We start from the raw sequence: 23,006 nt of genomic DNA on the forward strand, positions 1-23,006 counted from the left end.
GTTGTGCTTTCACTCCACAGGCTTCCAATAACAGCACCTTTCCAATAAAAAAACATCTAATTTACTTTCACGGAAACTCTATCCTTTCAAGTTTGACTTGAAATGCGCGAAAGGAAAAATCGGCTGCATCTCTTCTTATGGCAATTGGGATTGCGAAATCTTTGGACCTTTTTATTGACTGCTAAGCGCTTGCCGCCAAAGGCCGGCACCTGATTTTTAGACAGAATTCCATTCTTAGCAGGTTTCTTTTTTGTTTGTTTTCTGCCGAATTTTCCTTAAGTATTTTATTACATTTAAATTGCCTGCAATCCCTTTCGTTCAAAAAAAATCCTGTCAAACTCGATGGTTTGACAGGATTTTTATGGCTGGAAATAAATATTATATGAGTTCGTTGTATTCGAATTTCAAGCTTTCCGCCACCATCCCGATAAATTGCGAATTCGGCGGCTTTGCTTCCAGATGCTCTTTGTTGTAGCCGAATATTTTCGAAAGCTGTTCGGTCTCATTATTATTCCATGCGATTTCAATGGCGTTGCGGATTGAACGCTCCACACGCGGCGGTGTCGTATCGAATTTTTTCGCCACTCCGGGATATAATGACTTGGTCACTTTATTCAGCATATCGGGTTCATCCAGAACAAGCGAAACCGCTTCTTGCAAATAAACATATCCTTTGAGATGCGGGGGAATGCCAATTTCCTTGATGAAATTGTTGATCAGCTCGTCCCGCTGCTTTTTCTCGGTTTTCGGATCTGCCTGCATTTCCCGGTTCTGCATAATATGATTGATCTGCATTGCGAGGCGTTCAGCATCAAAAGGTTTCATGATGAAATAAGACGCCCCGTACTCCGCGGCCTGGCTCATGATCGCTTCTTGTCCAAAGGCCGACAGCATGATGACGGAAATAGCTTTCAAATCTTCGTCTTCTTTTATGGCATCAAGCACAGCAATGCCATCCAGATACGGCATGATGACATCGAGCAGCAGAATGTCAACTTGGTGCTCCTTCAACATATCGATGCACATCTTGCCGTTGTATGCAATTGCCACCACTTCCATATTCGGCTGGCTGCTCAAATAATCGCTGATAAGTTCCACCAATTCACGATTATCGTCCGCAATTGCAATTTTAATTTTGTCCATCAACTTCTCCCCCTGGTGACTGTTTGATGCGAGATTATCTCATTGTAAGTTTGCGGTCATGGGCAAGGGTCAGAAGCTCTTCCGCGTGCTGCAAGGTTAAATCCGTAATTTCTGCACCAGATAGCATCCGGCTCATTTCCTCGGTGCGTTCCCGTCCGCCAAGCTCATGGACAGCTGTAATGGTCCGCTGGTTTTCAACCCGCTTTTCAATGAACAAATGCTGGTCTGCCATTGCTGCCACTTGAGGCAAGTGGGAAATGCACAGCACTTGGGAGTGAATGGAGATCGCCGCGATCTTTTCCGCGATTGCCTGGGCAACACGCCCACTGACTCCTGTGTCCACTTCATCAAAAATGAGCGAAGTTACGCCTTGGTGTTTCGAGAAAATGGTTTTCAGCGCCAGCATCATGCGCGACAGCTCACCGCCGGAAGCCACTTTCGTCAGCGGTTTCAATGGTTCGCCCAAGTTGGTTGATATATAGAATGAAATGGCATCCCGTCCATTGCGGTCGAATTTATTGTTTGGCAGCTGCTCAAAATTCACTTCAAAAGATGCTTTGCCCATATGCAGCTCCTGCAATTGCTCCATGATGGCTTGGCCCAGTTTTTTGGCCGCCTTTTTCCGGAGCATGGTCAATTCCTCCGCCTCGATCCGAAGGTCTTCGGTCAATTCCTTCAACTTCTCCTGGTCAAGCTGGAGCCGTTTGTCGCGGTTCATCAGTTTGTCCAGTTCATCGGCCTGGGTTTCCTGGTAAAGCAGGATGTCTTCCACCGAGGCCCCGTATTTTCTTTTTAACGATTGGATCAACGCCAGCCGCTGCTCGATTTCGTTTAGCCGCTCAGGGTCGAATTCCATATCGTCAATAATCCGCTTGATTTCTGCCGCGACGTCTTGTATTTGGTAAAAAGCGCCGGACAGCGTTTCGGAATGGCTTGTGAACTGTTCATCGACAGACGCGGCGTGTTCCAATTCCGACATCGCCGAACCCACCCAGTCAAGCCCTTTGGATTCACCTTGGATCGCTTCATGCGCAGCAGAAACGGATTCATAGATTTTATTGAAATTCTGGAGCTTTTTGCGTTCTTGCAGCAGTTCTTCGTCTTCGCCCGCAACCAGCTCTGCCGCCCCGATTTCGCGAAGCTGAAAAGTCAGCAGATCGATGCGCTGGGCTATTTGCTGCTCGTTTTCATTATAAGACGCAAATTCGCGTTTCAAGCGGCTGTATTTGTCATAGGTATGCGCATAGCTTTCGCGCGCTTTTGTCAGGCTTCCCCCCGCAAACTGGTCCAGCAAATGCAAATGTTGCTTTTCATCCATCAATTCCTGGGTTTCGTGCTGACCATGAATATCGATCAAGACACCGCCTATTTCACGCAAGATGGATATTGTCACCAGCTTGCCATTGATTCGGCAGACATTTTTCCCTTTATCGTTCAATTCGCGCCGCAGCACAATGTCGCCGTCGCTTGCCGGAATGCCGAACTCTTCCATTTTTCGGAAAACGAGATGTTCATCGTTGTCGAGCGAAAACAAGCCTTCGATTTCGGCTTTTTTGGACCCGTGGCGGATAAACTCCTGGCTTCCGCGCCCTCCGGCCAACAGATGGACGGCGTCGATAATGATCGATTTACCGGCCCCTGTCTCACCGGTCAGTACGGTCAAGCCTTCCGTGAAACTGACGGTCAATGCATCGATGATTGCAAAATTGCGAATGTCCAATTCCCTCAGCATAATGATGTCACCTCTTTATCAAAGCATCTCAATCAGGCGCTGTTTTAAAATTTCCCGGTGCTCGGTGTCCCGGCAAATGATCAAGCATGTATCGTCTCCACAGATCGTCCCCAAAATCTCTTCCCATCCGAGATGGTCGATCAATGATCCTATGGCGTGGGCGTTCCCCGGCAGCGTTTTCATCACCAAAAAGTGGCTTGCTCCGTCAATGCTGACAAATGCGTCTGTCAGTGCCCGGTGCAGCTTCTGCATGGGATTGAACCGCTGGTCCGCAGGCAAACTGTATTTATAGCGCCCATCCTGAAGCGGCACTTTCACTAGATGAAGCTCTTTTATGTCACGCGAGACGGTCGCTTGTGTCACTGCATAACCTGATGCTTTCAACAGGTCCACCAAATCGTCTTGTGTTTCGATTTCCTGGTTCGAGATCAAATCTCTAATCTTTATATGACGCTGCCCTTTGTTCATCGGGACCTCCTTGGATGAATAAATATTCTATATCCTTAATATCGTACCTTTAAATCACCTTAAAAACAAGAAAACACATCCCAAAAAGGGATGCGTTTTACAACTTTTCGTGTGCCGTTTTTACCACATCATCAACGTCCGCTTCCGCTACTGCCTGTATTTCATTATCCTCTCCTGCGGATTGCAAGTGAAACAGGAATTCAATATTGCCTTCGCCGCCGGTTATCGGCGAGAAAGACATGTTCTTCACATGAAACCCTGCCTCCACCGCAAACTGCCCCACCTTCAATAAAACAGCGCGATGGACTTTCGGGTCCCGGACGATGCCTTTCTTGCCGACATGTTCACGCCCGGCTTCGAATTGGGGCTTTACGAGGGCGATAACATCGCCGCCCGGCACAAGAATCCCTTTCAATACAGGCAAAATGATTTTCAGCGAAATAAACGACACATCAATAGTCGCAAACTCAGGAAGGCCCTGCTCGAAATCTTCCGGTTTGGAATGGCGGAAATTGGTGCGTTCCATGACTGTCACACGCTCGTCCTGCCGGATTTTCCACGCAAGCTGGTTGTATCCTACATCAAGCGCATAGCAGTGCTTCGCCCCGTTTTGAAGTGCACAATCCGTAAAACCGCCCGTAGAAGAACCGATATCAAGCATCAATTTCCCTTCGACGGACAAGTCGAATTCAGCCAGCGCTTTTTCGAGCTTCAGCCCGCCGCGGCTGACATATTTCAAGTCATTGCCCTTCATTTGAAGCGGCGCATCTTCCGGAATCTTCTCCCCGGGCCGGTCCATCCGTTCTTCGTTCGAATAGATGATGCCGGCCATGATCGCCCGCTTCGCTTTTTCACGCGTCTCACAGATTCCCCGTTCCACCAACAAGACATCCACGCGCTCTTTTTTCGGTTTGCTCATAGTACTTTAAATCCCGCTTTTGTCTGGATTTGGACATGCTTTTGGACTCTTCTTACAACTTCGTCGCTATTCAAATGAATTTCGTCCATCAATTCGGCCACGTCTCCGTGCTCGATAAATTCATCCGGAATTCCCAAACGGTCAATAATCGCATCTTGATGACCGGCTTCTTGCGCAAATTCCATAACCGCGCTGCCGAATCCGCCTTGCAGTACCGCTTCTTCAATCGTGACCACCGGCACGCCGCGCCCGAAAATGCCATGAAGCATCGCCGTGTCCATCGGCTTGATGAAGCGGGCATTGACCACTTCTGCATTGATGCCTTGTTCTTCCAATTCCGCCGCTGCTTGAAGCGCCATCGGAATTGTTGTGCCGAACGTCAAAATGACTGCATCAGCGCCCGGTTTCAGAACTTCCCACGAACCGATCGGCAAAACCTGCAATTCGCTGTCCATCGGCACGCCTAAGCCGTTTCCACGCGGGTAGCGAAGCGCAATCGGACCATCGTTGTACTCGATTGCCGTTTTGACCATATGCTGCCCTTCGTTTTCATCTTTCGGCATCATGATGACCATGTTCGGCAAGTGGCGCAAGAAGGCGATATCGAAAACGCCTTGGTGCGTCTCCCCGTCTGCACCGACCAAACCGGAACGGTCGATTCCGATAAAGACATTCAAGTTCTGGCGGCAAATGTCATGGAGCACCTGGTCATAGGCACGCTGTAAAAACGTCGAATATATCGCCAGAAACGGTTTCATGTCCTGCGTCGCAAGGCCGGCCGCCATCGTTGTAGCGTGCTGCTCTGCGATTCCGACATCAAACATGCGTTCCGGAAACTCGGAAGCGAAGCCTTCGAGTTTCGAGCCGACCGGCATGGCCGGAGTGATAGCCACGATACGCTCGTCTGTACGGGCCAGTTTTCTTACTGTTTCTGCGACAAGACCGCTCCAAGACGGGGCTTTCGTGGCTGATTTCACCAAATCGCCGGTTTCCGTTTTATAAGGTCCCGTTCCGTGCCAAGTGCCAATCACATCCTGCTCGGCAGGCAAGAACCCTTTCCCTTTTTTGGTCAGCACATGCAAAAGGACAGGCCCTTCCACCTTTTTCGCATAACGAAGGTTTTCTTCCAGCTCTTCCAGGTTATGCCCGTCAATCGGCCCCAAATACGTAAAGCCGAGCTCCTCAAAAAAGACGCCGGACACCAGCAAATACTTCAAGCTGTCTTTGACGCGTTCAGCGGTTGAGGCAAGTTTGCCGCCCACAGCCGGAATTTTTTTCATCAAATATTCCAAGTCGTCTTTGGCTTTGTTGTATTTCCCGGCAGTCCGCAGCCTTCCCAGCACGTTGTGCAGAGCTCCGACATTCGGCGCGATCGACATTTCATTGTCATTGAGGATGACGATCATATTTGTCTGCTCATGGCCGATATGATTCAGCGCTTCAAGCGCCATTCCGCCTGTCAAAGCCCCGTCTCCGATAATCGGAATAACGTGATTTTCGGCTTTTTTGATATCCCGCGCCGCAGCCATGCCCATTGCCGCAGACAGCGAAGTGGAGCTATGGCCGGTTTCCCAGACATCATGCTCGCTTTCATTGCGTTTCGGGAATCCGCATAATCCTTTGAACTGGCGCAAAGTGTCGAATTGCCCTGCTCTGCCTGTCAGTATTTTATGTACGTAGGATTGGTGCCCCACATCCCAAATCAGTTTGTCCGCCGGGCTGTCAAATACCTTATGCAAAGCAATCGTCAATTCCACGACACCCAGATTCGGACCGATATGGCCGCCTGTTCTTGATAAATTTTCTATTAAAAATCTCCGGATATCTTCACTTAATCGAACGAGCTGCTTATTGTCCAGCTCTTTTAAGAAAGATGGATTGGTAATCGTATGAAGATCCATAGCCATCACTCTCCTTTTTCTAAATTTTTCCGTAAATTGCCTGTTCTCATTATATCAATAGATGGAGAATGCACAAACTGGAGCTTCACAAATCAGTTTTTTCTTTGGACAATCAATTCTGTCAGTTCCCGAAGCAAGGACAGTTCCCCGTTCAATGAGTCGATGGCTTTCAGCGCTTCTGCTGCATGGTATTCCAGCTTTTCTTTTGCTTTCGGCAAAGTCAAAAGGCTAGGATACGTGCTTTTTTCACTGGATTCATCTTTTCCGGCCGTTTTTCCAAGTTCTTCTGAAGTGCCGGTAACATCCAGAATATCATCCTGTATCTGGAAAGCGAGGCCGAGGTGTTCGCCAAAACGGCTAAGCGCCACAATTTCTTCCGCAGAAGCCTGCGCCAAAATAGCACCCGCCAAAATACTGTATGTCAAAAGGGCGCCGGTTTTCAAGCGATGGACCTGTTCCAATTCTTCAAGCGTCAGTTTTTTCTCTTCCCCTTCAATATCGAGGACTTGGCCTCCGACCATGCCTTCAGCCCCTGAAGAAACGCTCATCAAATCGATCAGGCGGATTTTATCGCCGCTGGAAACATGCTCCAGGCGTGCGACGACCCCAAAGCTATATGTCAGCAATGCGTCGCCCGCGAGGATTGCCAGCGCCTCGCCGTAGACCACATGATTGGTAGGCATACCGCGCCTTAGATCATCGTCATCCATGCTCGGAAGGTCGTCATGGATCAGTGAATATGTGTGGATCATTTCGATTGCCGCCGCCACTTTCAAGGCGTCGGGGTGCTGGACTCCGAATTCCTCGATGACAGCCAGCAGCAGAATCGGCCGGATTCGTTTGCCCCCTGCCTGCAAGGAATAATTCATCGCTTCTTTCAGCGACTGCGGAATAGCAAGCGAAGCTATCAATGAAGTCATCTCGTTTTGGATTAACGGTTCATAATGCTTTCGGAATTGGCTTAAATTCATTTGGATGTCCCGTCCTTTTCGATGTCCACTGGCATTTCTTTGCCATCATTCATCATTGTGACAAGCTGTTTTTCAGCATTCTGCAATTTATCATGGCACACTTTGGAAAGTTCCATGCCTTTTTGATAAAGCGTCAATGCCTGCTCGAGCGGCACATCGCCTTGCTCCAACTGGCGAACAATTTCCTCAAGTTGTTCCATTGCTTCATTGAACATGATTTCTTTTTCTGCCATCTTAAGAATCTCCTTTATTCGTTGGGATCGTGCTTTCCACTTGGGCATTTACCGTGCCGTCCATCATCGATATAGCGATGCGGTCGCCTGTTTCCACTTGCGAAATGCTTTTCACGACCACGCCGTCTTTATAGGGAATCGAATAGCCGCGGTCCATGATCTTGAGTGGGCTTAAGGCATCCAATGTACGCATCGCCGAAGCGAGCTGCTGGGCGCTGTTTTTCAAGCTGCGCTCCATTCCCTGGTCCAAGCGCCGGGACAAATTCTCGATGTCCATTTCGGATTGTTTGATGCGCTTTATCGGCACCCGGTTTTGCAGTTGGTTGTCCAAGTTGGAATGGCGTTCTTTTGAACGGTTCAGCTGCTGGAGAATTTCGCGCTGAAGCGAATCTGTCGCCCTCTCGACCCGCTCAATGAACGGCCGGTACAACCGGTCCGGATACGCGAGCGGCAGCGAAGAAGTCAACCGCGCCAGCGCCGCCTTGTCTTTGGAAATCGTATTGGCGATTGTCCGGTACATGCCCGAACGATAGCCCAATACGCGGTCCAGCAGTTCCGTCTTGCTGGGCACTGCCAGCTCTGCTGCAGCTGTCGGCGTCGCCGCCCTCAAATCCGAAACGAAATCCGCGATGGTCGTGTCCGTTTCATGGCCTATCGCTGAAATTATCGGGATTCGCGACCCGAAAATGGCGCGTGCTACGCTTTCTTCGTTGAATGCCCATAAATCTTCGATCGATCCGCCGCCGCGGCCGACAATCATGACATCAAAATCCGATTGGTTTGCCGATTGAATCGACCTGACGATGGAAGGCGCAGCGCCTGTCCCTTGCACAAGCGTCGGATACAAAACAACTTTTGCAAGCGGATAGCGGCGGTTCAAAGTGATGATAATATCGCGCACTGCGGCACCAGTTTGGGCTGTGACCACCGCAATTTTTTTCGGAAACCGCGGAAAGCTCTTTTTGTGCGCCGCACTGAACAAACCTTCTTTGCCCAATTTTTCTTTCAGCTGCTCGAACGCCAAATAATAGTCGCCGATTCCGTCCGACTGCATCGATTGGGCATACAATTGGTACTGACCCGATGCCTCATACACTGTGACGTCTCCGCGGATCAACACGGTCATTCCGCTTTCTGGCTTGAACTTGACCGCTCGTGCATTGGCCGCGAACATGACGGCCGGAAGCCGCGCAGAGTTGTCTTTCAATGTAAAGTAAATATGGCCGCTCGTATGGATTTTCACGTTCGACAGTTCGCCTTTAACGTAAACATCCCTTAGATGGGGATCTGCGTCAAATTTCTTTTTTATGTATTTCGTCAGCGCCTTGACGCTTAAGTATGGGTCGGTCGACAAAATTTCAACCCCTATCTCGGAAATTAAAAAGCTGTCTTTCATCCGAAAAACAGCTCTTTTTCTATTTATTTTACATGGTTCTTCCGTTTTTGTCTTTTGTCACGCCATTTTCAGCCGATTGGACCGTATTTTCCATCAGCATGGCGATTGTCATCGGTCCGACTCCGCCTGGCACTGGTGTTACATAGGAAGCTTTCTCGACAACATCTTCAAAATCCACGTCTCCGCACAATTTGCCGTTTTCATCGCGGTTCATGCCGACATCGATTACAACAGAACCGGGTTTGATGTGTTTGGAAGTCAGGAATTTCGCAACCCCGATCGCCACGATCAGAATGTCCGCTTGTTTGGTGTAATAAACCAAATCCTTCGTTTTCGAATGGGTATACGTGACGGTTGCATTTTTTTGCAGCAGCATTTGGCCGACAGGTTTGCCGACGATGTTGCTTCTGCCGATAACGACAACATGCTGGCCTGCCGGATCGATTGCGTAATGGTCTAGCAGCTTGATGATGCCGTTAGGGGTGCAAGGCAAAAAGGCTTCCCGGCCGATCATCATATTTCCGACCGACACCGGGTGGAAGCCGTCCACATCTTTTTGTGGATCGATCGCCATAATCACGCTGAATTCATCGATATGGGCGGGCAGCGGCAACTGCACCAATATCCCGTGGATTTCAGGGTCGTTGTTCAGCTTATCGATTGTTGCCAACAGCTCCGCTTCGGTCAGGTCATCCGGAAATTGAAGCAAATCTGACCGCATACCAAGCGCTTCGCATGTTTTTTGCTTGTTTTTCACATATGTATGAGAGGCTGAATTGTCTCCGATCAGCACCACGGCAAGACCTGGCACTACCCCTTGAGCTTTGAGTTTTTCTACACGCACTTGAACTTGGTCTTTAATTTTTTGGCTTACTGCTTTTCCATCAATGAGTTTCGCAGTCACAATTATTCCTCCAAATCAATTTTCTTGTTCATCGGTAAACTTTGACAAGACACCATTCACAAAGCGGCTGGATTTTTCGTCGCCGAACGTTTTGCTGAGTTCAATCGCTTCGTTCATGATGACCCGGGACGGCGCATCTTCCATGAAGCTCAATTCAAACACAGCCATTCTAAGGATGGTCCGCTCAATTTTCGGCAACCTCTCAAGCGACCAATTTTCCAGATGGCCTTTCAGTTTTTCATCAATCGCCGATTTGTTGGAATGGGTCCCTTGAACCAGCAGATCATAAAAATTATCGCGCTCGCCTGCCATCACATGCTCAACCGCTTCATCGATTGTCAATTCCGTTCCTTCTAATTGAAATAAGGTTTGGAGCGCCTTTTCTCTTGCTTCATGTCGTTTCATATCTATTTCGGTCTCCTTTTTGGGCTAATTACCCCTCATTATACAGGTAATCCTTCCGAACTTCCATGTTTGAAATAGTCTGAAAAGAAAACTGTCCGAAGCTCCGTTCGGACAGTTTTCTTTGCGGCGAAGCAGCGGAGCGATGCAGCAAAATCTGGCACAGAAAACAAAAAGCTGCCCAATAAGCCGGCGCACAGCCAGCTTGGACAGCTTGTCGTTATTCGGTTGGGTGCTGCGTTTCAAATTGCACTCCCGTGATGTGGACATTCACTTCCTGCGTTTGGAGCGAAGTCATGTTCAAAAGTGTTTGGCGAACCTGTTCCTGGATTTTCAAAGCAGTTTGCGGAATCGACACGCCATAGTTGACGACGCAGTAAATGTCGATGGCCAAACCATCTCCCGCCAGTTCAGTTTTCACGCCTTTGCCGTGCACTTTCTTCCCTAAACGTTCTGCCACTCCTGAAGTGAAATTGCCTCGCATGCTGGCAACACCTTCGATATCAGACGCCGCAATGCTCGCGATAATTTCCAAAACTTCAGGGGCGACCTGGATATTTCCCAAATCTTGCGCGCCTTTTGGTTTCATTTGCACATAAGATACTGTTTTTTCAGCCATTTGGTCAATTCCTTTCTTGTCAGGATCCTAGCACATCATATTTCTCAAGGAATTTCGTGTTGAAATCACCTGATTTGAACACTTCATGATCCATCAATTTCGAATGGAACGGGATGGTCGTATGCACCCCTTCAATCAGAAATTCATCAAGCGCGCGCTTCATTTTCGCAACGGCTTCCTCGCGCGTATCCGCGAAAGTGATCAGCTTCGCCACCATGGAATCATAATATGGCGGAATGCTGTAGCCTGGATACATCGCTGAATCGACGCGCACTCCCATACCGCCCGGCGGCAAATAGATATTGACTCTGCCGGCTGAAGGCATGAAATTCTTTGCAGGGTTTTCGGCGTTGATCCGGCATTCGATGGACCAACCCTTGAATGTGACATCTTCTTGCTTGTACGCAAGCGTCTCGCCTGATGCCACTCTCAACTGCTGCTGGATCAAGTCGATGCCCGTAATCATTTCAGTTACCGGATGTTCCACCTGGATGCGGGTATTCATTTCCATGAAATAGAATTTCTGATTGGCAACATCAAAGATGAACTCTACAGTCCCAGCTCCACGGTAATTGACCGCAAGCGCCGCTTTCACAGCCGCATCGCCCATTTGGGCACGGATTTCAGGGGTCAAGGCGGGAGATGGCGCTTCTTCGACAAGCTTCTGCATCCGGCGCTGAATAGAGCAGTCGCGCTCACCCAGGTGGATGGCGTTTCCGTGCGAATCAGCCAATACCTGGATTTCAACGTGGCGGAAGTCTTCGATGAATTTTTCGATGTAAACGCCAGGATTGCCGAAAGCGGCAGCCGCTTCTTTTTGCGTCATTTGAAGGCCTTTGACAAAGTCTTCGCGGGTTCTTGCTACACGTATTCCTTTGCCCCCGCCTCCGGCTGTCGCTTTGATGATTACCGGAAAACCGATTTGCTCAGCGATTTCCAAGCCTTCTTTTTCATTTGCGACAATGCCTGTCGAACCTGGAACGACAGGAACGCCGGCTTCCCGCATCGTTTCCCGGGCGACATCTTTTGTTCCCATGCTTGAAATGGCGGCTGATGTCGGTCCGATGAACATGATGCCTACCGCTTCGCAAAGTTCCGCAAAACTGGCGTTTTCCGCTAAAAAGCCATAGCCCGGATGGATGCCATCGCAATTTGTCAATTTTGCCACACTGATGATATTGGAAAAGTTCAGATAGCTGTCTTTTGAAAGTTTTGGACCGATGCAGTAAGCCTCATCGGCCAGTTGGACGTGGAGAGCTTCACGATCGGCTTCCGAATAAACGGCAACCGTCTCTATATCCATTTCTTTACATGCCCGGATGATCCGGACAGCGATTTCTCCGCGGTTCGCAATTAATACTTTTTTCATCGTCGGCTCCTCCTCAGTTGGTTTTTACAAGGAATAGAGGCTGGCCGTATTCGACAAGCTGACCGTCTTTAACGAGGATTTCAGCAATTTCCCCATCCACTTCCGCTTCGATTTCATTGAACAGTTTCATGGCTTCGACAATGCAAACCACTTGGTCCGCTCTGACTTTTGTGCCGGGCTGGACATAAGCCGGCTCTTCAGGAGAAGGCGATTGGTAGAAAGTCCCTACCATCGGAGAAAGAATCGGATGCAAGTTTTTGTCGTTGTTTTCTGGAAGCTCTGGAACTTCTTCCGATACCAGCTCTTCCGCTTTTGGAGTAGACGCCGGCACAGCTGATACCGGTGCAGGAGTTGCAGGAGCGGCTGGTGCTGCAGGCTGCACAGCGGATGCGCCGTTTACAATCGCACCATTCTTTTTCAGTTTCACTTTCGTTCCTTCAGACTCATATGTGAACTCGTCGATTGAAGAGCTGTCCACTAATTTAATAATTTCACGTATTTCTTGTATTTTCAAATTGTCCTACTCTCCTTTATGTATATAATTTTGGTCTATTCCATTCTAGACGTTTTTGGTTTTTTTTGAAATAGCCTGTCCCATATTTAAAAAAGGCCCCCTTGTTGCAGAGGCCATTTTCATGATTACGCGCGAGAAACGTATGATGAATCTGTTGTGTTGACAATCAGCTTATCGCCTTCATTGATGAAAAACGGCACTTGGACAACAAGCCCAGTCGACAGCTTAGCCGGTTTTGAACCGCCGCTTGCAGTGTCGCCTTTGATGCCCGGGTCTGTTTCCACCACTTCAAGGACCACCGAATTCGGCAATTCGACGCCAAGAACTTCGCCTTGGAATTGAATCACTTGCACTTCCATGTTCTCCTGAAGGAATTTCAATTCATATTCGATATTTTTTTCTGGAATTTCGATTTGGTCGTATGTTTCTGTATCCATAAATGCATGGGCGTCGCCGCTTGCATACAAGTATTGCATTTTGCGGTTGTCGATTTGCGCTTTCGCTACTTTCTCGCCAGCGCGGAACGTTTTTTCGGTAACGCTGCCGGTGCGCAGATTGCGCAATTTCGTGCGTACGAAGGCTGCGCCTTTGCCTGGTTTTACGTGCTGGAATTCCATAACGCGCCAAATGCCGTTATCCACCTCAATGGTCACGCCTGTTTTAAAATCGTTTACTGAAATCATGTAAGTTCCTCCGTTTTGTTATAAAATACGTAGCTCTTTTGTGGAGTTAGTCAATCGTACATTTCCTGACTCGGTTATCAGTATATCATCTTCAATGCGCACTCCGCCAACTCCTGGCAGATAAATTCCCGGTTCCACGGTCACAGCCATGCCCGGTTCAAGGACCGTCTCTGATTTAGAGGACAGGCCCGGAGCTTCATGCACTTCAAGTCCGATGCCATGGCCTGTGGAATGACCGAACGCTTCTCCATAGCCTTTTGATTTGATGTAATCGCGCGCAATGGCGTCTGCTTCGATGCCTGTCATGCCCGGGCCGATTTTTTCAACACCGAGCACCTGGGAATCCAGGACGATCTGATAGATTTCCTTTAGCTGTTCGGAAGGCTCGCCAACTGAAACCGTACGGGTGATATCGGAAATATAACCGTTATAAAGCGCGCCAAAATCGAGGGTCACCATGTCGCCTTGTTCGATCACTTTGTCCGTGGCAACCCCGTGCGGCAATGCAGAACGCACGCCTGAAGCCACAATAATGTCAAACGAAGAGGAAGTCGCCCCTTGCTGCCTCATGAAAAATTCAAGTTCATTGGAAACTTCGAGCTCGGTGCGGCCGGCACGGATAAATCCGCAAATATGCTCGTAAGCGGCATCGGCAATTTTCGCTGCCTGCTTTAAGATCTCGACCTCATCGGGTGTCTTGATCATGCGGATTTTTTCCACCAGTCCACTGACCGGCTCCAATTCGGCATCCAGTTTTTCCTGGTATTGAACAAATGTAGCATATGTCATATATTCCTGCTCAAAAGCGATGGTTCCGATGCCATGTCCTTTTGCGAGTTCCGCCACTTCCTCGAGGAGGCTGGTTTTCGCTTGCACGACTTCAAATTCCGCAGCTTGCGCTGTTGCTTGTTCTGTATAGCGGAAATCAGTGATGAACCAGGCTTTGTCCTTTGTGACAAGCGCCAGTCCGGCAGATCCTGTAAAGTTCGTTGCATAACGCAAATTATAGCGGCTTGTCACCAGCAAGGCCTCAAGCTGCTGCTTTTCCATTTCAGTGCGTAGCTTCTGTAATTTCAATCTATTCATCCTCCCTGATTCCGTAGTAATAAAGCATGCAAGCCCAGCTTATAAACGTCTTTGCCAAAACCCGTGATTTGTCCGGCAGCTACCGGCGCTATGTATGAATGGCGGCGGAATTCTTCCCGTTTATAAACATTGGAGATATGTACTTCAACAACCGGCACAGGGACCGCTGCAATGGCATCCCGTATTGCGACGCTCGTATGGGTATAGGCCCCGGCGTTCAAGACGATTCCATCAAGCCCGTCGTCTCCCGCCTGGTGGATCCAATCGATCAGCTCGCCTTCGTGGTTGGATTGCCGGCAAGTCAATTCGATTTTCTGTTCTGCCGCGAATTGAGCGAGCTCAGTTTCCAGCTCCGCGAGCGTGAACGTTCCATAAGCATCCCTTTCCCGTTTCCCCAACCGGTTCAAATTGGGGCCATTCAAACATAACACACGCATTTCGCCACTCCTTTCAATCACATACTTCCTCATTTTATCATACGACAAAAATCGAGCAACTATTACAAAAAGATCAGGCCGGCTATCTTTCAAAACAGATAAAAAGCGCGGCGGCCAAGGCCGTCGCGCATTAAAGAATGGATCAAAGTCCGCATTTCAGTTGGGCATTGCAGTTGGTGCAGGTGTTGCAGCCGCCCATTTCTTCAACTGTCCCTTTTCGGCAGACCGGACATGTGTCGCCCACTTCCGAACCGATCGTGACATTTGTTGAGCGCAAATCCTGGATGGTATCAATAAGGACGATTGGCCGTTTCGATGAAGCTTCTTCTTTGGGCTCATCTTCAAATGAGTTTTCTTCCGCTTTCAGCGTAAGGACCTGAGAATCACGGCTGCCATCGACATAAACCGTACCGCCTTTTGCTCCGCCTTTGTATAGGCGCTCATAGACGCCTTCCACTTGCTCGACCGTGTAGCCGCGAGGTGCGTTCACCGTTTTCGAAATGGAAGAGTCGATCCAGCGCTGGATAATGCACTGGACATCCGCATGTGCTTCCGGCGCCAAGTCCATGGAGGTGACAAATGCTTTCGGCAGGTTTTCTTCATCCGCTTCCGGATTGTTCTTCAAGTATTCACGGACAATATCCGCTTTCACCTCGATGAATTTGCCAAGGCGGCCGCTGCGGTAATACGTGAAAGAATAATATGGTTCAAGACCGGTCGATACACCGACCATCGTTCCTGTCGAGCCGGTTGGCGCAACCGTCAACAAATGAGAGTTGCGGATCCCTTTTTGGAGCACCGCTTCGCGGATATGCTCCGGCATGCCCTGCATAAAACCGGTTTCCGTAAAGGCTTTGCGGAGCGCCGCTGTTTCTTCGTCGGTCTTGCCAGCCAGGAACGGGAAGCTGCCGCGTTCTACCGCAAGCTCAGTGGATTCTTCATACGCAGCAGCCGCGATGGTTTTGAAGATTTCATCCACCAACTGGTTGCCTTCCGGCGAGCCGTATTCTTTATCGCAATAAATGAGCAAATCTGCCAAGCCCATGACGCCGAGCCCTACCCGGCGTTCGCCAAGCGCCTGGATGCGGTTTTCTTCCAGGAAGTAAGGCGTTGCGTCAATAACGTTGTCCTGCATGCGCACTCCGACGCGAACCGTTTCTTTCAACGCTTCAAAATCGACCTGCTTTGTTTTGGCATCGGCGAATTGCGCCAGGTTGACTGCGGCCAAGTTGCAGACCGAGTAAGGCGCCAGGGGCTGTTCGCCGCAAGGATTGGTCGCAACCACTTTCTGGCCGTATGCCTTTGCATTCGTTTTGTCATTGGCGTTATCGATAAAGAAAATGCCCGGTTCAGCTGAATAAGTTGCGCAGACATTGATCAAGTTCCACAAATTGCGCGCTTTCATCGTCCGGTACGTACGGACTCTATGGCCCATTTTTTCCCATTCGCGCACATCGCCGACCTCATGCCATTGTTCATTGTAAATGGCCATTTCTTCCGGTGAATAGGATTCGACTGCCGGAAAGCGCAATTCGAAATCGGCGTCTTCCTCGACCGCCTTCATAAAATCATCTGTTAGTGTGACTGAGATGTTTGCGCCTGTCAGAAACTCTTCATTATGGACTGAATGAGTTCCGCCATCGCGCAATTTCGTTTCGGCATCTTGCATGATTTTCGCATTAAAGCCGCCCATCCCGGGAATTGCCCGGTAATTGAGGATTCCCTGGTACATGGCATCTTCCTGCTGAGTCAGCGGCTTGAACTTCAGCTTGTCCTGCGCCAGCTTCTTGATCGTTTCATCTTCGGAGTTTTCGATCAGATACCGAAGAATGCGCGGATTTTGCATTTTGGAAATAATGAATTCCGCAATATCCGGATGCCAGTCGGCGAGCATGATCATCTGGGCGCCGCGGCGGGATCCGCCTTGCTCAACCAAATGCGTCAACTTCGCGATATCGTCCAGCCAGGAAACGGAACCTGATGATTTTCCGTTAACTCCGCGGGCGAGCGTATTGCGCGGACGAAGCGTCGAACCATTCGTCCCGACACCGCCGCCGCGTGACATGATTTCCATCACTTGTTTGCGGTGATCGGAAATGCCTTCTCGCGAATCCGCAACAAATGGCATGACGTAGCAGTTGAAATACGTAACGTCTGTATCCGCACCCGCTCCATAAAGAACACGGCCAGCTGGAATGAATTTCAATCCGACCAGCTGCTCATAAAATTTCCCGAACCAATGCTGCCGTTTTTCAGGCGTTTTTTCCACAGAAGCAAGGCCCGTCGCATTGCGTTTGGCAATTTGTTCATAATAGACTTCCATCGGCTTTTCGATCACATCAAGAGGCCGTGAAACAATGCCGGTTTCCTGTTCTTCCGGTTTGTCAATCGCGCTTCTGTAGTCTTCCTCGATCCAAACCCGCGCTTTGTTCGCTGCTTTATCAAGCGATACGATGAAGCCTAGTCCCCGAGCTGGGAATTTCGGATCTTCCTTTACTGTCAACACGACAAAATCGCCCGCTTTTAACGTCTTTTTTTCCGTGTCTTTGAACGAATACCGGTCGATCATGACCAGACGCGAAACCCCTTTATGGGTAATTTTCATATCCGGTGTCACCGCATGGACTTGCGGAAAAGATTTGATATCCTCATTCAAAGAACCGGCATCAAGTGTGTATTCAGATTTTGTTACAGAAACCATTTGACAATTCCTCCTTCATGTTATATGGAGTCAAACACTATATATAGTATTTCTACAGTTCCCATGATACTATATATTGAAACTTTTTGAAACGGCAAATTTATGTACAGGTTATCTCCGGTTCAGCAAAAGCTTTTGGCACCAAGGGTTCGGCTTTGTTCCCCCGCTCCAAAATGATCCAAAAGGCTTGAACAGCTCCACTATTTTCCTTTTAAAACTGCTTCGGGCGATATTTATGTTTACATATTATTTTTATTATACACTTTCATCGGTATGCATATTTTATGAGGAATAGAGATTGAATTCACAGGATTGCCCCCAAATTCTGCATTAAGTGCAACAAAGCCATTGAATAACCGATGCCCCTTCTTTTATAATGAAGAGAGAATAGAAAGGGGCAAGAACATTGGATTTTCTGTACAGCATTTTAATTGCTTTGCTTGTAGTGGTCATATTTGCGTTGATCTCCTATTTCCGCGTCAAGAAAGCTGTTACAACTCTTAACCAAGAACAATTTATCGAAGGCTACCGAAAAGCTCAGCTAATCGATGTCCGGGAAGCGAAAGACTTCGCTGCTGGCCACATTTTAGGGGCCCGCAACATTCCTCAAACTCAATTGCGCCAGCGCTATAAAGAAATCCGGGCTGACAAGCCGGTGTATTTATACGATCAAAACGGAGCACGCAGCGGACGCGTTGCACTTTTCCTGAAGAAAAAAGGCTATAACCAGCTCTATCAACTGCAAGGCGGGTTCAAGCAATGGACCGGCAAAATCAAATCCAAATCATAAGTACGCAGAGCCTTTCCATAACGGGAGGGCTTTTTCTCTGCCCTCACGCAGTCATATCAGCCATAACGCAGAGCGGAGAATTCGTTATCGAAAGAAAAAAACATTGTTTTGAAATATTTGTTTTTGATTTTAGTATTTTATAACAATGTTCTTTTGGTCTATGCAGGGAAAACCTTCCGGAACAACAAACGAATCCAAAAACAGGACAAAAAAAGACCCTGACATCGCCAGAGTCTGTATCTTTCAATATATTATTCAAGCCTTCAATCTATATCGTTCAATATGTTTCAATTTCATATTCGCGGCCACTACCTCTTCCAATTCCGCAATATTGACTTTGGGATTGGCGGGATCGAATACTGTGGAGATGTAGCTTACCACAAATGAGTATGTAGCTTTAAGCCGGAAGTTTTGATAATCAGCGGAGTCTTCGGTCGTTGTCCAGTAGAACGTATTGTCGTCTGCATCTGTCAAAGCAACCACACGAAGTTTGCCATTTTTAAAACAAGATGAAAACTCCAAATTCTTGGTATATCGCTTTCCTTTTTCGAACCCATTCACTTCATTGATTGCAAGCACCATCGAAATCCACCTCTTTCCCATAGTGTGTACACTTTTAATATATCAGAACCTATGTTCTATTTGCAACAAAAACGCTCAAATAAATCAAACTTTATCATATTTTCTGTAAAATTGAAAAAAGGCGCCCCAAAATCTTTCGTGGGGCGCCTTTTTGCCTTCTCTTATTCAGCTTTCGTGTAGCGCAATACCGGTTTCCGTGCAGCTTTCGCTTCATCCAGACGGCTGATGACCGTTGTATGCGGTGCATTTTGGACAATCTCCGGATTGTCTTCTACTTCTTTGGCGATCTGGATCATCGCATCGATAAACGCATCCAATGTTTCCTTGGATTCTGTTTCAGTCGGCTCGATCATCATGCCTTCTTCAACATTCAGCGGGAAGTAGATTGTTGGCGGGTGGTAGCCAAAGTCCAGCAACCGTTTTGCCATATCCAGGGTCCGCACGCCTAATTTTTTCTGGCGGCGGCCGCTAAGAACGAATTCGTGCTTGCAGTGGCGGTCATACGGCAAATCGAAATGAGGCGCCAGCCTGCGCATCATGTAGTTAGCGTTCAACACAGCGTATTCCGTTACCGCTTTTAAGCCGTCCGGCCCCATGGAACGGATATACGTATAAGCTCGGACGTTGATGCCGAAGTTTCCATAGAATGGTTTGACTCGTCCGATCGATTCTGGACGGTCGTATTCGAACGTCAATCCTTCTGCCGTTTTTACTAAAACCGGTTTTGGCAGATAAGGAATCAAATCTTTTTTCACGCCAACCGGACCAGATCCAGGTCCGCCGCCGCCATGAGGGCCAGTGAACGTTTTGTGCAAGTTCAAGTGGACCACATCAAAGCCCATGTCTCCCGGACGAGCTTTTGACATAACCGCATTCAAGTTGGCGCCGTCATAATACAATTTGCCGCCCACTTCGTGGATGATGGCAGCCATTTCAAGGATTTGCTCTTCGAAAAGGCCAAGCGTGTTCGGATTAGTCAGCATCAAAGCGGCTGTGTCAGGACCGACCACGCGCTTCAAATCTTCCAGATCGACCAAACCTTGTTCGTTCGATTTCACCGTAATCGTTTCAAAACCAGCTACCGTGGCAGAGGCAGGATTGGTGCCATGTGCGGAATCGGGAACGATAACTTTTGTACGGTTCATGTCGCCTCTTGCTTCGTGGTAAGCGCGGATCATCATAAGGCCTGTCCACTCACCGTGTGCGCCTGCAGCCGGCTGCAGAGTCACTTCATCCATGCCCGTGATTTCTTTCAAATGCTCCTGCAAATCAAACAGCAGTTCCATCGCGCCCTGTACAGTCGATTCATCCTGCAGCGGGTGGATGTTGGCGAATCCCGGGAAACGCGCTACCGTTTCGTTGATTTTCGGATTGTATTTCATCGTGCACGATCCAAGCGGATAGAATCCGGAATCGACGCCATGGTTGCGTTTTGACAAAGCCGTATAATGGCGCATAATATCGAGTTCAGAAACTTCCGGCAGGCCAGCCGCTTCTTCACGCACTAAATCTTGCGGCAAAACTTGGGTCAAATCGATTTCAGGTACATCAAGGGTCGGCAAGCTATAGCCAACGCGGCCTTCTTTTGTCATTTCAAAAATGAGCGGTTGATTGTCTTTATGCATGAGTAGCCCCCACTTTCTGCACTGCCGCAGCCAAAACCTGCACAAATGCATCGATTTCTTCTTTTGTCCGCTGTTCTGTCACAGCAACTAACACATGTCCGGCAAATTCTTCATAGCTGCGGCCAAGGTCATAGCCGCCGATGATGCCTTGCTCCAATAATGCGGCATTCAGTTCACGGACAGGTGAATTTACCTTGACGACGATTTCATTGAAATGAGCGCCTTCAAAAGCAACATCAAAACCGGCTTTTTTCAATTGCTGCTTCATGTAATGGGTTTTTGTGATATTTTGGATAGCCATTTCTTTTGTGCCCACTTTTCCAAGGGCCGTCATGGCCACAGATGCCGCAAGGGCATTCAACGCTTGGTTCGAGCAGATGTTCGAAGTCGCTTTGTCGCGGCGGATATGCTGTTCGCGCGCTTGCAGCGTCAACACGAAACCGCGGCGCCCGTCTTCATCCGTCGTTTCTCCGACCAATCGGCCTGGAACTTTGCGCATCAAAGCTTTGGTCACGGCGAAATATCCGCAATGCGGCCCACCGAACGCTTCGGCAATACCGAATGGCTGTGCATCGCCGACCGTAATGTCCGCTCCAAGCTTGCCTGGAGGCGTCAATGCGCCCAGTGCGAGCGGGTTGGCAGAAACTGCGAACAAAGCGCCTGCTCCATGAATGACTGGCTCCAATTCTTTCAAGTTTTCCACTTGCCCGAAAAAGTTCGGGTATTGGATCATGACAGCAGCTACATTTTCATTGATCATTTCTTTTAGCGCTTCTAAATCGGTATGGCCATCTTTCAATGGAATTTCTTCCACTTCAATGGATTGGCCCAGTGCATATGTGCGGACAACGTCACGGGATTCAGGGTGGACTGCACGGGAAACAAGGATTTTCTTGCGGCGCGTATGGCCGGCTGCCAGCATTCCCGCTTCGGCCAATGCCGTTCCGCCGTCATACATTGAGGAGTTTGCCAAATCCATGCCGGTAAGCTCACTGATCATGGTCTGGAATTCAAAAATCGCCTGCAATTCGCCTTGGGAGATTTCCGGCTGGTAAGGCGTATACGCCGTATAGAATTCCGAACGGGAAATAACATGGTCTACGATGATCGGCTTGTAGTGGTCATAGACACCCGCCCCTAAAAATGAAGCAAAACGGTTCGTATCGGCATTTTTCGCAGCCAACTGAGCCAACTCTTTTGTAAGTGAAGATTCAGACTTTGCAGGCTTGATGTTGTATTCGCCTTTGAAACGGACCTTCTCCGGTATATCGGCAAACAATTCATCGATTGACTGAATGCCAATTGCATCCAGCATTTCTTTTTCGTCTTGAGACGTCATTGGTAAATAGCGATGTTTCATCGAGTGCTGTCCCCTTTTCAAATTAGTTTAGTTGGAGCGTTTATAAAATGGCGTTTGGATGGTTTTTGCTTTCAATCGCTTGCCGCGAATCTCGACTTCGACTTCTGTATCAAGTTCGGCGTCTTCGCTTGAAAGGAGCGCCAGGCCGATGTTTTTCTTCAATGTAGGGGATTGGGTGCCTGTTGTCACTTCCCCGATTTTTTGATCGCCGATATAAACCGGATAGCCATGGCGCGGAATGCCTTTGTCGATCATTTCAATTCCTGCCAATTTGCGCGGCACACCGTTTTCCTTCTGCGAAGCGAGCGCTTCTTTGCCGATAAAGTTTTCTTCTTTTTGCAATTTCACAACAAAATTGATGCCTGCTTCAAGAGGGGAGATATCTTTTGACAATTCTTGGCCATAAAGCGCGAGGCATGCTTCAAAGCGCAATGTGTCGCGTGCTCCGAGCCCTACCGGCAAAACGCCGTCTTCTTTTCCTTCAGCCAGAATTTTATCCCATAGCGCTTTCGTGTCTTCCGGGTTCGCATAGATTTCAAAACCGTCTTCCCCTGTATATCCAGTACGGGATAAAAGGACCGAATGCCCGGCAACCGCTACACTTTCTTTGAAGCGGAACGGACGGATCTGGGACAAGTCTTCATCGGTCATGCGCTGCAGCACTTTTGCCGCCAATGGCCCTTGGAATGCCAACAGGCCAAATTGTTCGGAGACATTCTGCAGTTGGACATCGCCCGATACCGCTTTTTGCATCCAGTCAAAATCCTTTTCGATGTTTGATGCGTTGACCACAAGCATAAAGCGGGTTTCATCGATCCTATAAACCAGAAGATCATCCACAGTGCCGCCATCTTCATAACACATTGCGGTGTATTGGGCCTGGCCGTCTTTGATTTTGGAAACGTCGTTTGTTACGAGGTGCTGCAGGTAAGCCAAACTGTCCGGCCCTTCAACAAGGATTTCTCCCATATGGGAAACGTCAAAAAGACCAGCTCTTGTACGTACTGCTTCATGTTCTTCTTTGATGCTCGAAAATTGCACAGGCAATTCCCAGCCGCCAAAATCAATCGTTTTTCCGCCATACTGAGCGTATGCCTCAAAAAGAGGAGTGCGTTTAAGTTGTTTTAGTTGTTCCATGAATGTTCCTCCTCAGTATCAAACTCCATTAAAT

At 48.6% G+C, this 23,006-nt stretch carries 22 protein-coding genes; 1 reads left to right on the forward strand and 21 read right to left on the reverse strand.

The genetic code is table 11. The features are described 5' to 3' along the window. Positions 1–378 precede the first annotated feature (378 nt). The 17 genes from spo0A to FQV30_RS10190 form a co-directional block, all read right to left on the reverse strand. Positions 379–1,143 (reverse strand): sporulation transcription factor Spo0A, encoded by a 765-nt coding sequence (gene spo0A / locus FQV30_RS10110; protein ID WP_146500034.1) that lies wholly within the window; start codon positions 1,141–1,143, stop codon positions 379–381. Between the two features lie 34 nt (positions 1,144–1,177). Beyond that, entirely contained in the window at positions 1,178–2,875 is a 1,698-nt protein-coding gene (gene recN, locus FQV30_RS10115) for a DNA repair protein RecN (RefSeq protein ID WP_146500035.1), read from the reverse strand. Positions 2,876–2,893: 18 nt separating this feature from the next. Next, positions 2,894–3,343: a transcriptional regulator AhrC/ArgR gene (gene ahrC / locus FQV30_RS10120; RefSeq protein WP_106532627.1), complete on the reverse strand. Its 450-nt coding sequence runs from the start codon at positions 3,341–3,343 to the stop codon at positions 2,894–2,896. Positions 3,344–3,440: 97 nt separating this feature from the next. After that, positions 3,441–4,262 (reverse strand): TlyA family RNA methyltransferase, encoded by an 822-nt coding sequence (locus tag FQV30_RS10125; protein ID WP_146500036.1) that lies wholly within the window; start codon positions 4,260–4,262, stop codon positions 3,441–3,443. After that, the gene (gene dxs / locus FQV30_RS10130) at positions 4,259–6,163 is read right to left on the reverse strand and encodes a 1-deoxy-D-xylulose-5-phosphate synthase (protein ID WP_146500037.1); all 1,905 of its coding nucleotides are present in this window, start codon (positions 6,161–6,163) and stop codon (positions 4,259–4,261) included. Before dxs ends, FQV30_RS10125 begins: the two co-directional genes overlap by 4 nt. A 92-nt stretch (positions 6,164–6,255) precedes the next feature. Then, the gene (locus FQV30_RS10135) at positions 6,256–7,134 is read right to left on the reverse strand and encodes a polyprenyl synthetase family protein (RefSeq protein ID WP_146500038.1); all 879 of its coding nucleotides are present in this window, start codon (positions 7,132–7,134) and stop codon (positions 6,256–6,258) included. Then, positions 7,131–7,367, reverse strand: coding sequence for an exodeoxyribonuclease VII small subunit (gene xseB / locus FQV30_RS10140; protein WP_146500039.1), 237 nt, complete (start codon positions 7,365–7,367; stop codon positions 7,131–7,133). Before xseB ends, FQV30_RS10135 begins: the two co-directional genes overlap by 4 nt. Before the next feature lies 1 nt (position 7,368). Beyond that, positions 7,369–8,721: an exodeoxyribonuclease VII large subunit gene (gene xseA / locus FQV30_RS10145; RefSeq protein ID WP_146500369.1), complete on the reverse strand. Its 1,353-nt coding sequence runs from the start codon at positions 8,719–8,721 to the stop codon at positions 7,369–7,371. Between the two features lie 70 nt (positions 8,722–8,791). Next, positions 8,792–9,667 (reverse strand): bifunctional methylenetetrahydrofolate dehydrogenase/methenyltetrahydrofolate cyclohydrolase FolD, encoded by an 876-nt coding sequence (gene folD, locus FQV30_RS10150; RefSeq protein WP_146500040.1) that lies wholly within the window; start codon positions 9,665–9,667, stop codon positions 8,792–8,794. Positions 9,668–9,682: 15 nt separating this feature from the next. Further along, positions 9,683–10,072, reverse strand: a complete 390-nt coding sequence (gene nusB, locus FQV30_RS10155) for a transcription antitermination factor NusB (protein WP_146500041.1) — start codon at positions 10,070–10,072, stop codon at positions 9,683–9,685. A 217-nt stretch (positions 10,073–10,289) separates the two neighbouring features. Further along, positions 10,290–10,688, reverse strand: a complete 399-nt coding sequence (locus FQV30_RS10160) for an Asp23/Gls24 family envelope stress response protein (protein ID WP_146500042.1) — start codon at positions 10,686–10,688, stop codon at positions 10,290–10,292. A 19-nt stretch (positions 10,689–10,707) separates the two neighbouring features. Continuing rightward, positions 10,708–12,057, reverse strand: a complete 1,350-nt coding sequence (gene accC, locus FQV30_RS10165; RefSeq protein WP_146500043.1) for an acetyl-CoA carboxylase biotin carboxylase subunit — start codon at positions 12,055–12,057, stop codon at positions 10,708–10,710. Between the two features lie 13 nt (positions 12,058–12,070). Continuing rightward, positions 12,071–12,571, reverse strand: a complete 501-nt coding sequence (gene accB, locus FQV30_RS10170) for an acetyl-CoA carboxylase biotin carboxyl carrier protein (protein ID WP_146500044.1) — start codon at positions 12,569–12,571, stop codon at positions 12,071–12,073. 125 nt (positions 12,572–12,696) lie between these two features. After that, positions 12,697–13,254, reverse strand: coding sequence for an elongation factor P (gene efp, locus FQV30_RS10175; protein ID WP_146500045.1), 558 nt, complete (start codon positions 13,252–13,254; stop codon positions 12,697–12,699). A gap of 18 nt (positions 13,255–13,272) precedes the next feature. Next, positions 13,273–14,340, reverse strand: coding sequence for a M24 family metallopeptidase (locus FQV30_RS10180; protein ID WP_304608850.1), 1,068 nt, complete (start codon positions 14,338–14,340; stop codon positions 13,273–13,275). After that, on the reverse strand, positions 14,337–14,777 hold the full coding sequence (gene aroQ, locus FQV30_RS10185; RefSeq protein ID WP_146500047.1) for a type II 3-dehydroquinate dehydratase: 441 nt from the start codon (positions 14,775–14,777) through the stop codon (positions 14,337–14,339). Before aroQ ends, FQV30_RS10180 begins: the two co-directional genes overlap by 4 nt. Before the next feature lie 142 nt (positions 14,778–14,919). Then, entirely contained in the window at positions 14,920–17,478 is a 2,559-nt protein-coding gene (locus tag FQV30_RS10190; RefSeq protein ID WP_146500048.1) for a vitamin B12-dependent ribonucleotide reductase, read from the reverse strand. A gap of 406 nt (positions 17,479–17,884) precedes the next feature. Between FQV30_RS10190 and FQV30_RS10195 the strand changes: the two genes are divergently transcribed. Beyond that, positions 17,885–18,268 carry a rhodanese-like domain-containing protein gene (locus tag FQV30_RS10195; RefSeq protein WP_146500049.1) on the forward strand — a complete coding sequence of 128 codons (384 nt, stop codon included), beginning with the start codon at positions 17,885–17,887 and terminating at the stop codon, positions 18,266–18,268. 255 nt (positions 18,269–18,523) lie between these two features. Here FQV30_RS10195 and FQV30_RS10200 read toward each other — a convergent pair whose 3' ends face one another. The 4 genes from FQV30_RS10200 to gcvT all read right to left on the reverse strand — a co-directional run bounded on the left by FQV30_RS10200 (position 18,524) and on the right by gcvT (position 22,972). Further along, a complete protein-coding gene (locus FQV30_RS10200; protein WP_146500050.1) occupies positions 18,524–18,850 on the reverse strand; it encodes a hypothetical protein in 327 nt (108 codons plus the stop codon). 161 nt (positions 18,851–19,011) lie between these two features. Next, a complete protein-coding gene (gcvPB, locus tag FQV30_RS10205) occupies positions 19,012–20,475 on the reverse strand; it encodes an aminomethyl-transferring glycine dehydrogenase subunit GcvPB (protein ID WP_146500051.1) in 1,464 nt (487 codons plus the stop codon). Beyond that, a complete protein-coding gene (gene gcvPA, locus FQV30_RS10210) occupies positions 20,468–21,835 on the reverse strand; it encodes an aminomethyl-transferring glycine dehydrogenase subunit GcvPA (protein ID WP_146500052.1) in 1,368 nt (455 codons plus the stop codon). The genes gcvPB and gcvPA overlap by 8 nt, the downstream gene beginning before the upstream one ends. A 27-nt stretch (positions 21,836–21,862) precedes the next feature. Next, the gene (gene gcvT / locus FQV30_RS10215) at positions 21,863–22,972 is read right to left on the reverse strand and encodes a glycine cleavage system aminomethyltransferase GcvT (RefSeq protein ID WP_146500053.1); all 1,110 of its coding nucleotides are present in this window, start codon (positions 22,970–22,972) and stop codon (positions 21,863–21,865) included. Between the last annotated feature and the right edge of the window lie 34 nt (positions 22,973–23,006).

This window comes from Planomicrobium sp. CPCC 101110 (assembly GCF_007859395.1).
Classification (GTDB): Bacteria; Bacillota; Bacilli; order Bacillales_A; family Planococcaceae; genus Planococcus.

Coding starts and splice junctions, on each gene's coding strand:
- spo0A (WP_146500034.1), bottom strand. CDS start 1,143: ATGGACAAAATTAAAATTGCAATTGCGGACGATAATCGTGAATTGGTG.
- recN (WP_146500035.1), bottom strand. CDS start 2,875: ATGCTGAGGGAATTGGACATTCGCAATTTTGCAATCATCGATGCATTG.
- ahrC (WP_106532627.1), bottom strand. CDS start 3,343: ATGAACAAAGGGCAGCGTCATATAAAGATTAGAGATTTGATCTCGAAC.
- FQV30_RS10125 (WP_146500036.1), bottom strand. CDS start 4,262: ATGAGCAAACCGAAAAAAGAGCGCGTGGATGTCTTGTTGGTGGAACGG.
- dxs (WP_146500037.1), bottom strand. CDS start 6,163: ATGGATCTTCATACGATTACCAATCCATCTTTCTTAAAAGAGCTGGAC.
- FQV30_RS10135 (WP_146500038.1), bottom strand. CDS start 7,134: ATGAATTTAAGCCAATTCCGAAAGCATTATGAACCGTTAATCCAAAAC.
- xseB (WP_146500039.1), bottom strand. CDS start 7,367: ATGGCAGAAAAAGAAATCATGTTCAATGAAGCAATGGAACAACTTGAG.
- nusB (WP_146500041.1), bottom strand. CDS start 10,072: ATGAAACGACATGAAGCAAGAGAAAAGGCGCTCCAAACCTTATTTCAA.
- FQV30_RS10160 (WP_146500042.1), bottom strand. CDS start 10,688: ATGGCTGAAAAAACAGTATCTTATGTGCAAATGAAACCAAAAGGCGCG.
- accC (WP_146500043.1), bottom strand. CDS start 12,057: ATGAAAAAAGTATTAATTGCGAACCGCGGAGAAATCGCTGTCCGGATC.
- efp (WP_146500045.1), bottom strand. CDS start 13,254: ATGATTTCAGTAAACGATTTTAAAACAGGCGTGACCATTGAGGTGGAT.
- FQV30_RS10180 (WP_304608850.1), bottom strand. CDS start 14,340: ATGAATAGATTGAAATTACAGAAGCTACGCACTGAAATGGAAAAGCAG.
- aroQ (WP_146500047.1), bottom strand. CDS start 14,777: ATGCGTGTGTTATGTTTGAATGGCCCCAATTTGAACCGGTTGGGGAAA.
- FQV30_RS10190 (WP_146500048.1), bottom strand. CDS start 17,478: ATGGTTTCTGTAACAAAATCTGAATACACACTTGATGCCGGTTCTTTG.
- FQV30_RS10200 (WP_146500050.1), bottom strand. CDS start 18,850: ATGGTGCTTGCAATCAATGAAGTGAATGGGTTCGAAAAAGGAAAGCGA.
- gcvPB (WP_146500051.1), bottom strand. CDS start 20,475: ATGCATAAAGACAATCAACCGCTCATTTTTGAAATGACAAAAGAAGGC.
- gcvPA (WP_146500052.1), bottom strand. CDS start 21,835: ATGAAACATCGCTATTTACCAATGACGTCTCAAGACGAAAAAGAAATG.
- gcvT (WP_146500053.1), bottom strand. CDS start 22,972: ATGGAACAACTAAAACAACTTAAACGCACTCCTCTTTTTGAGGCATAC.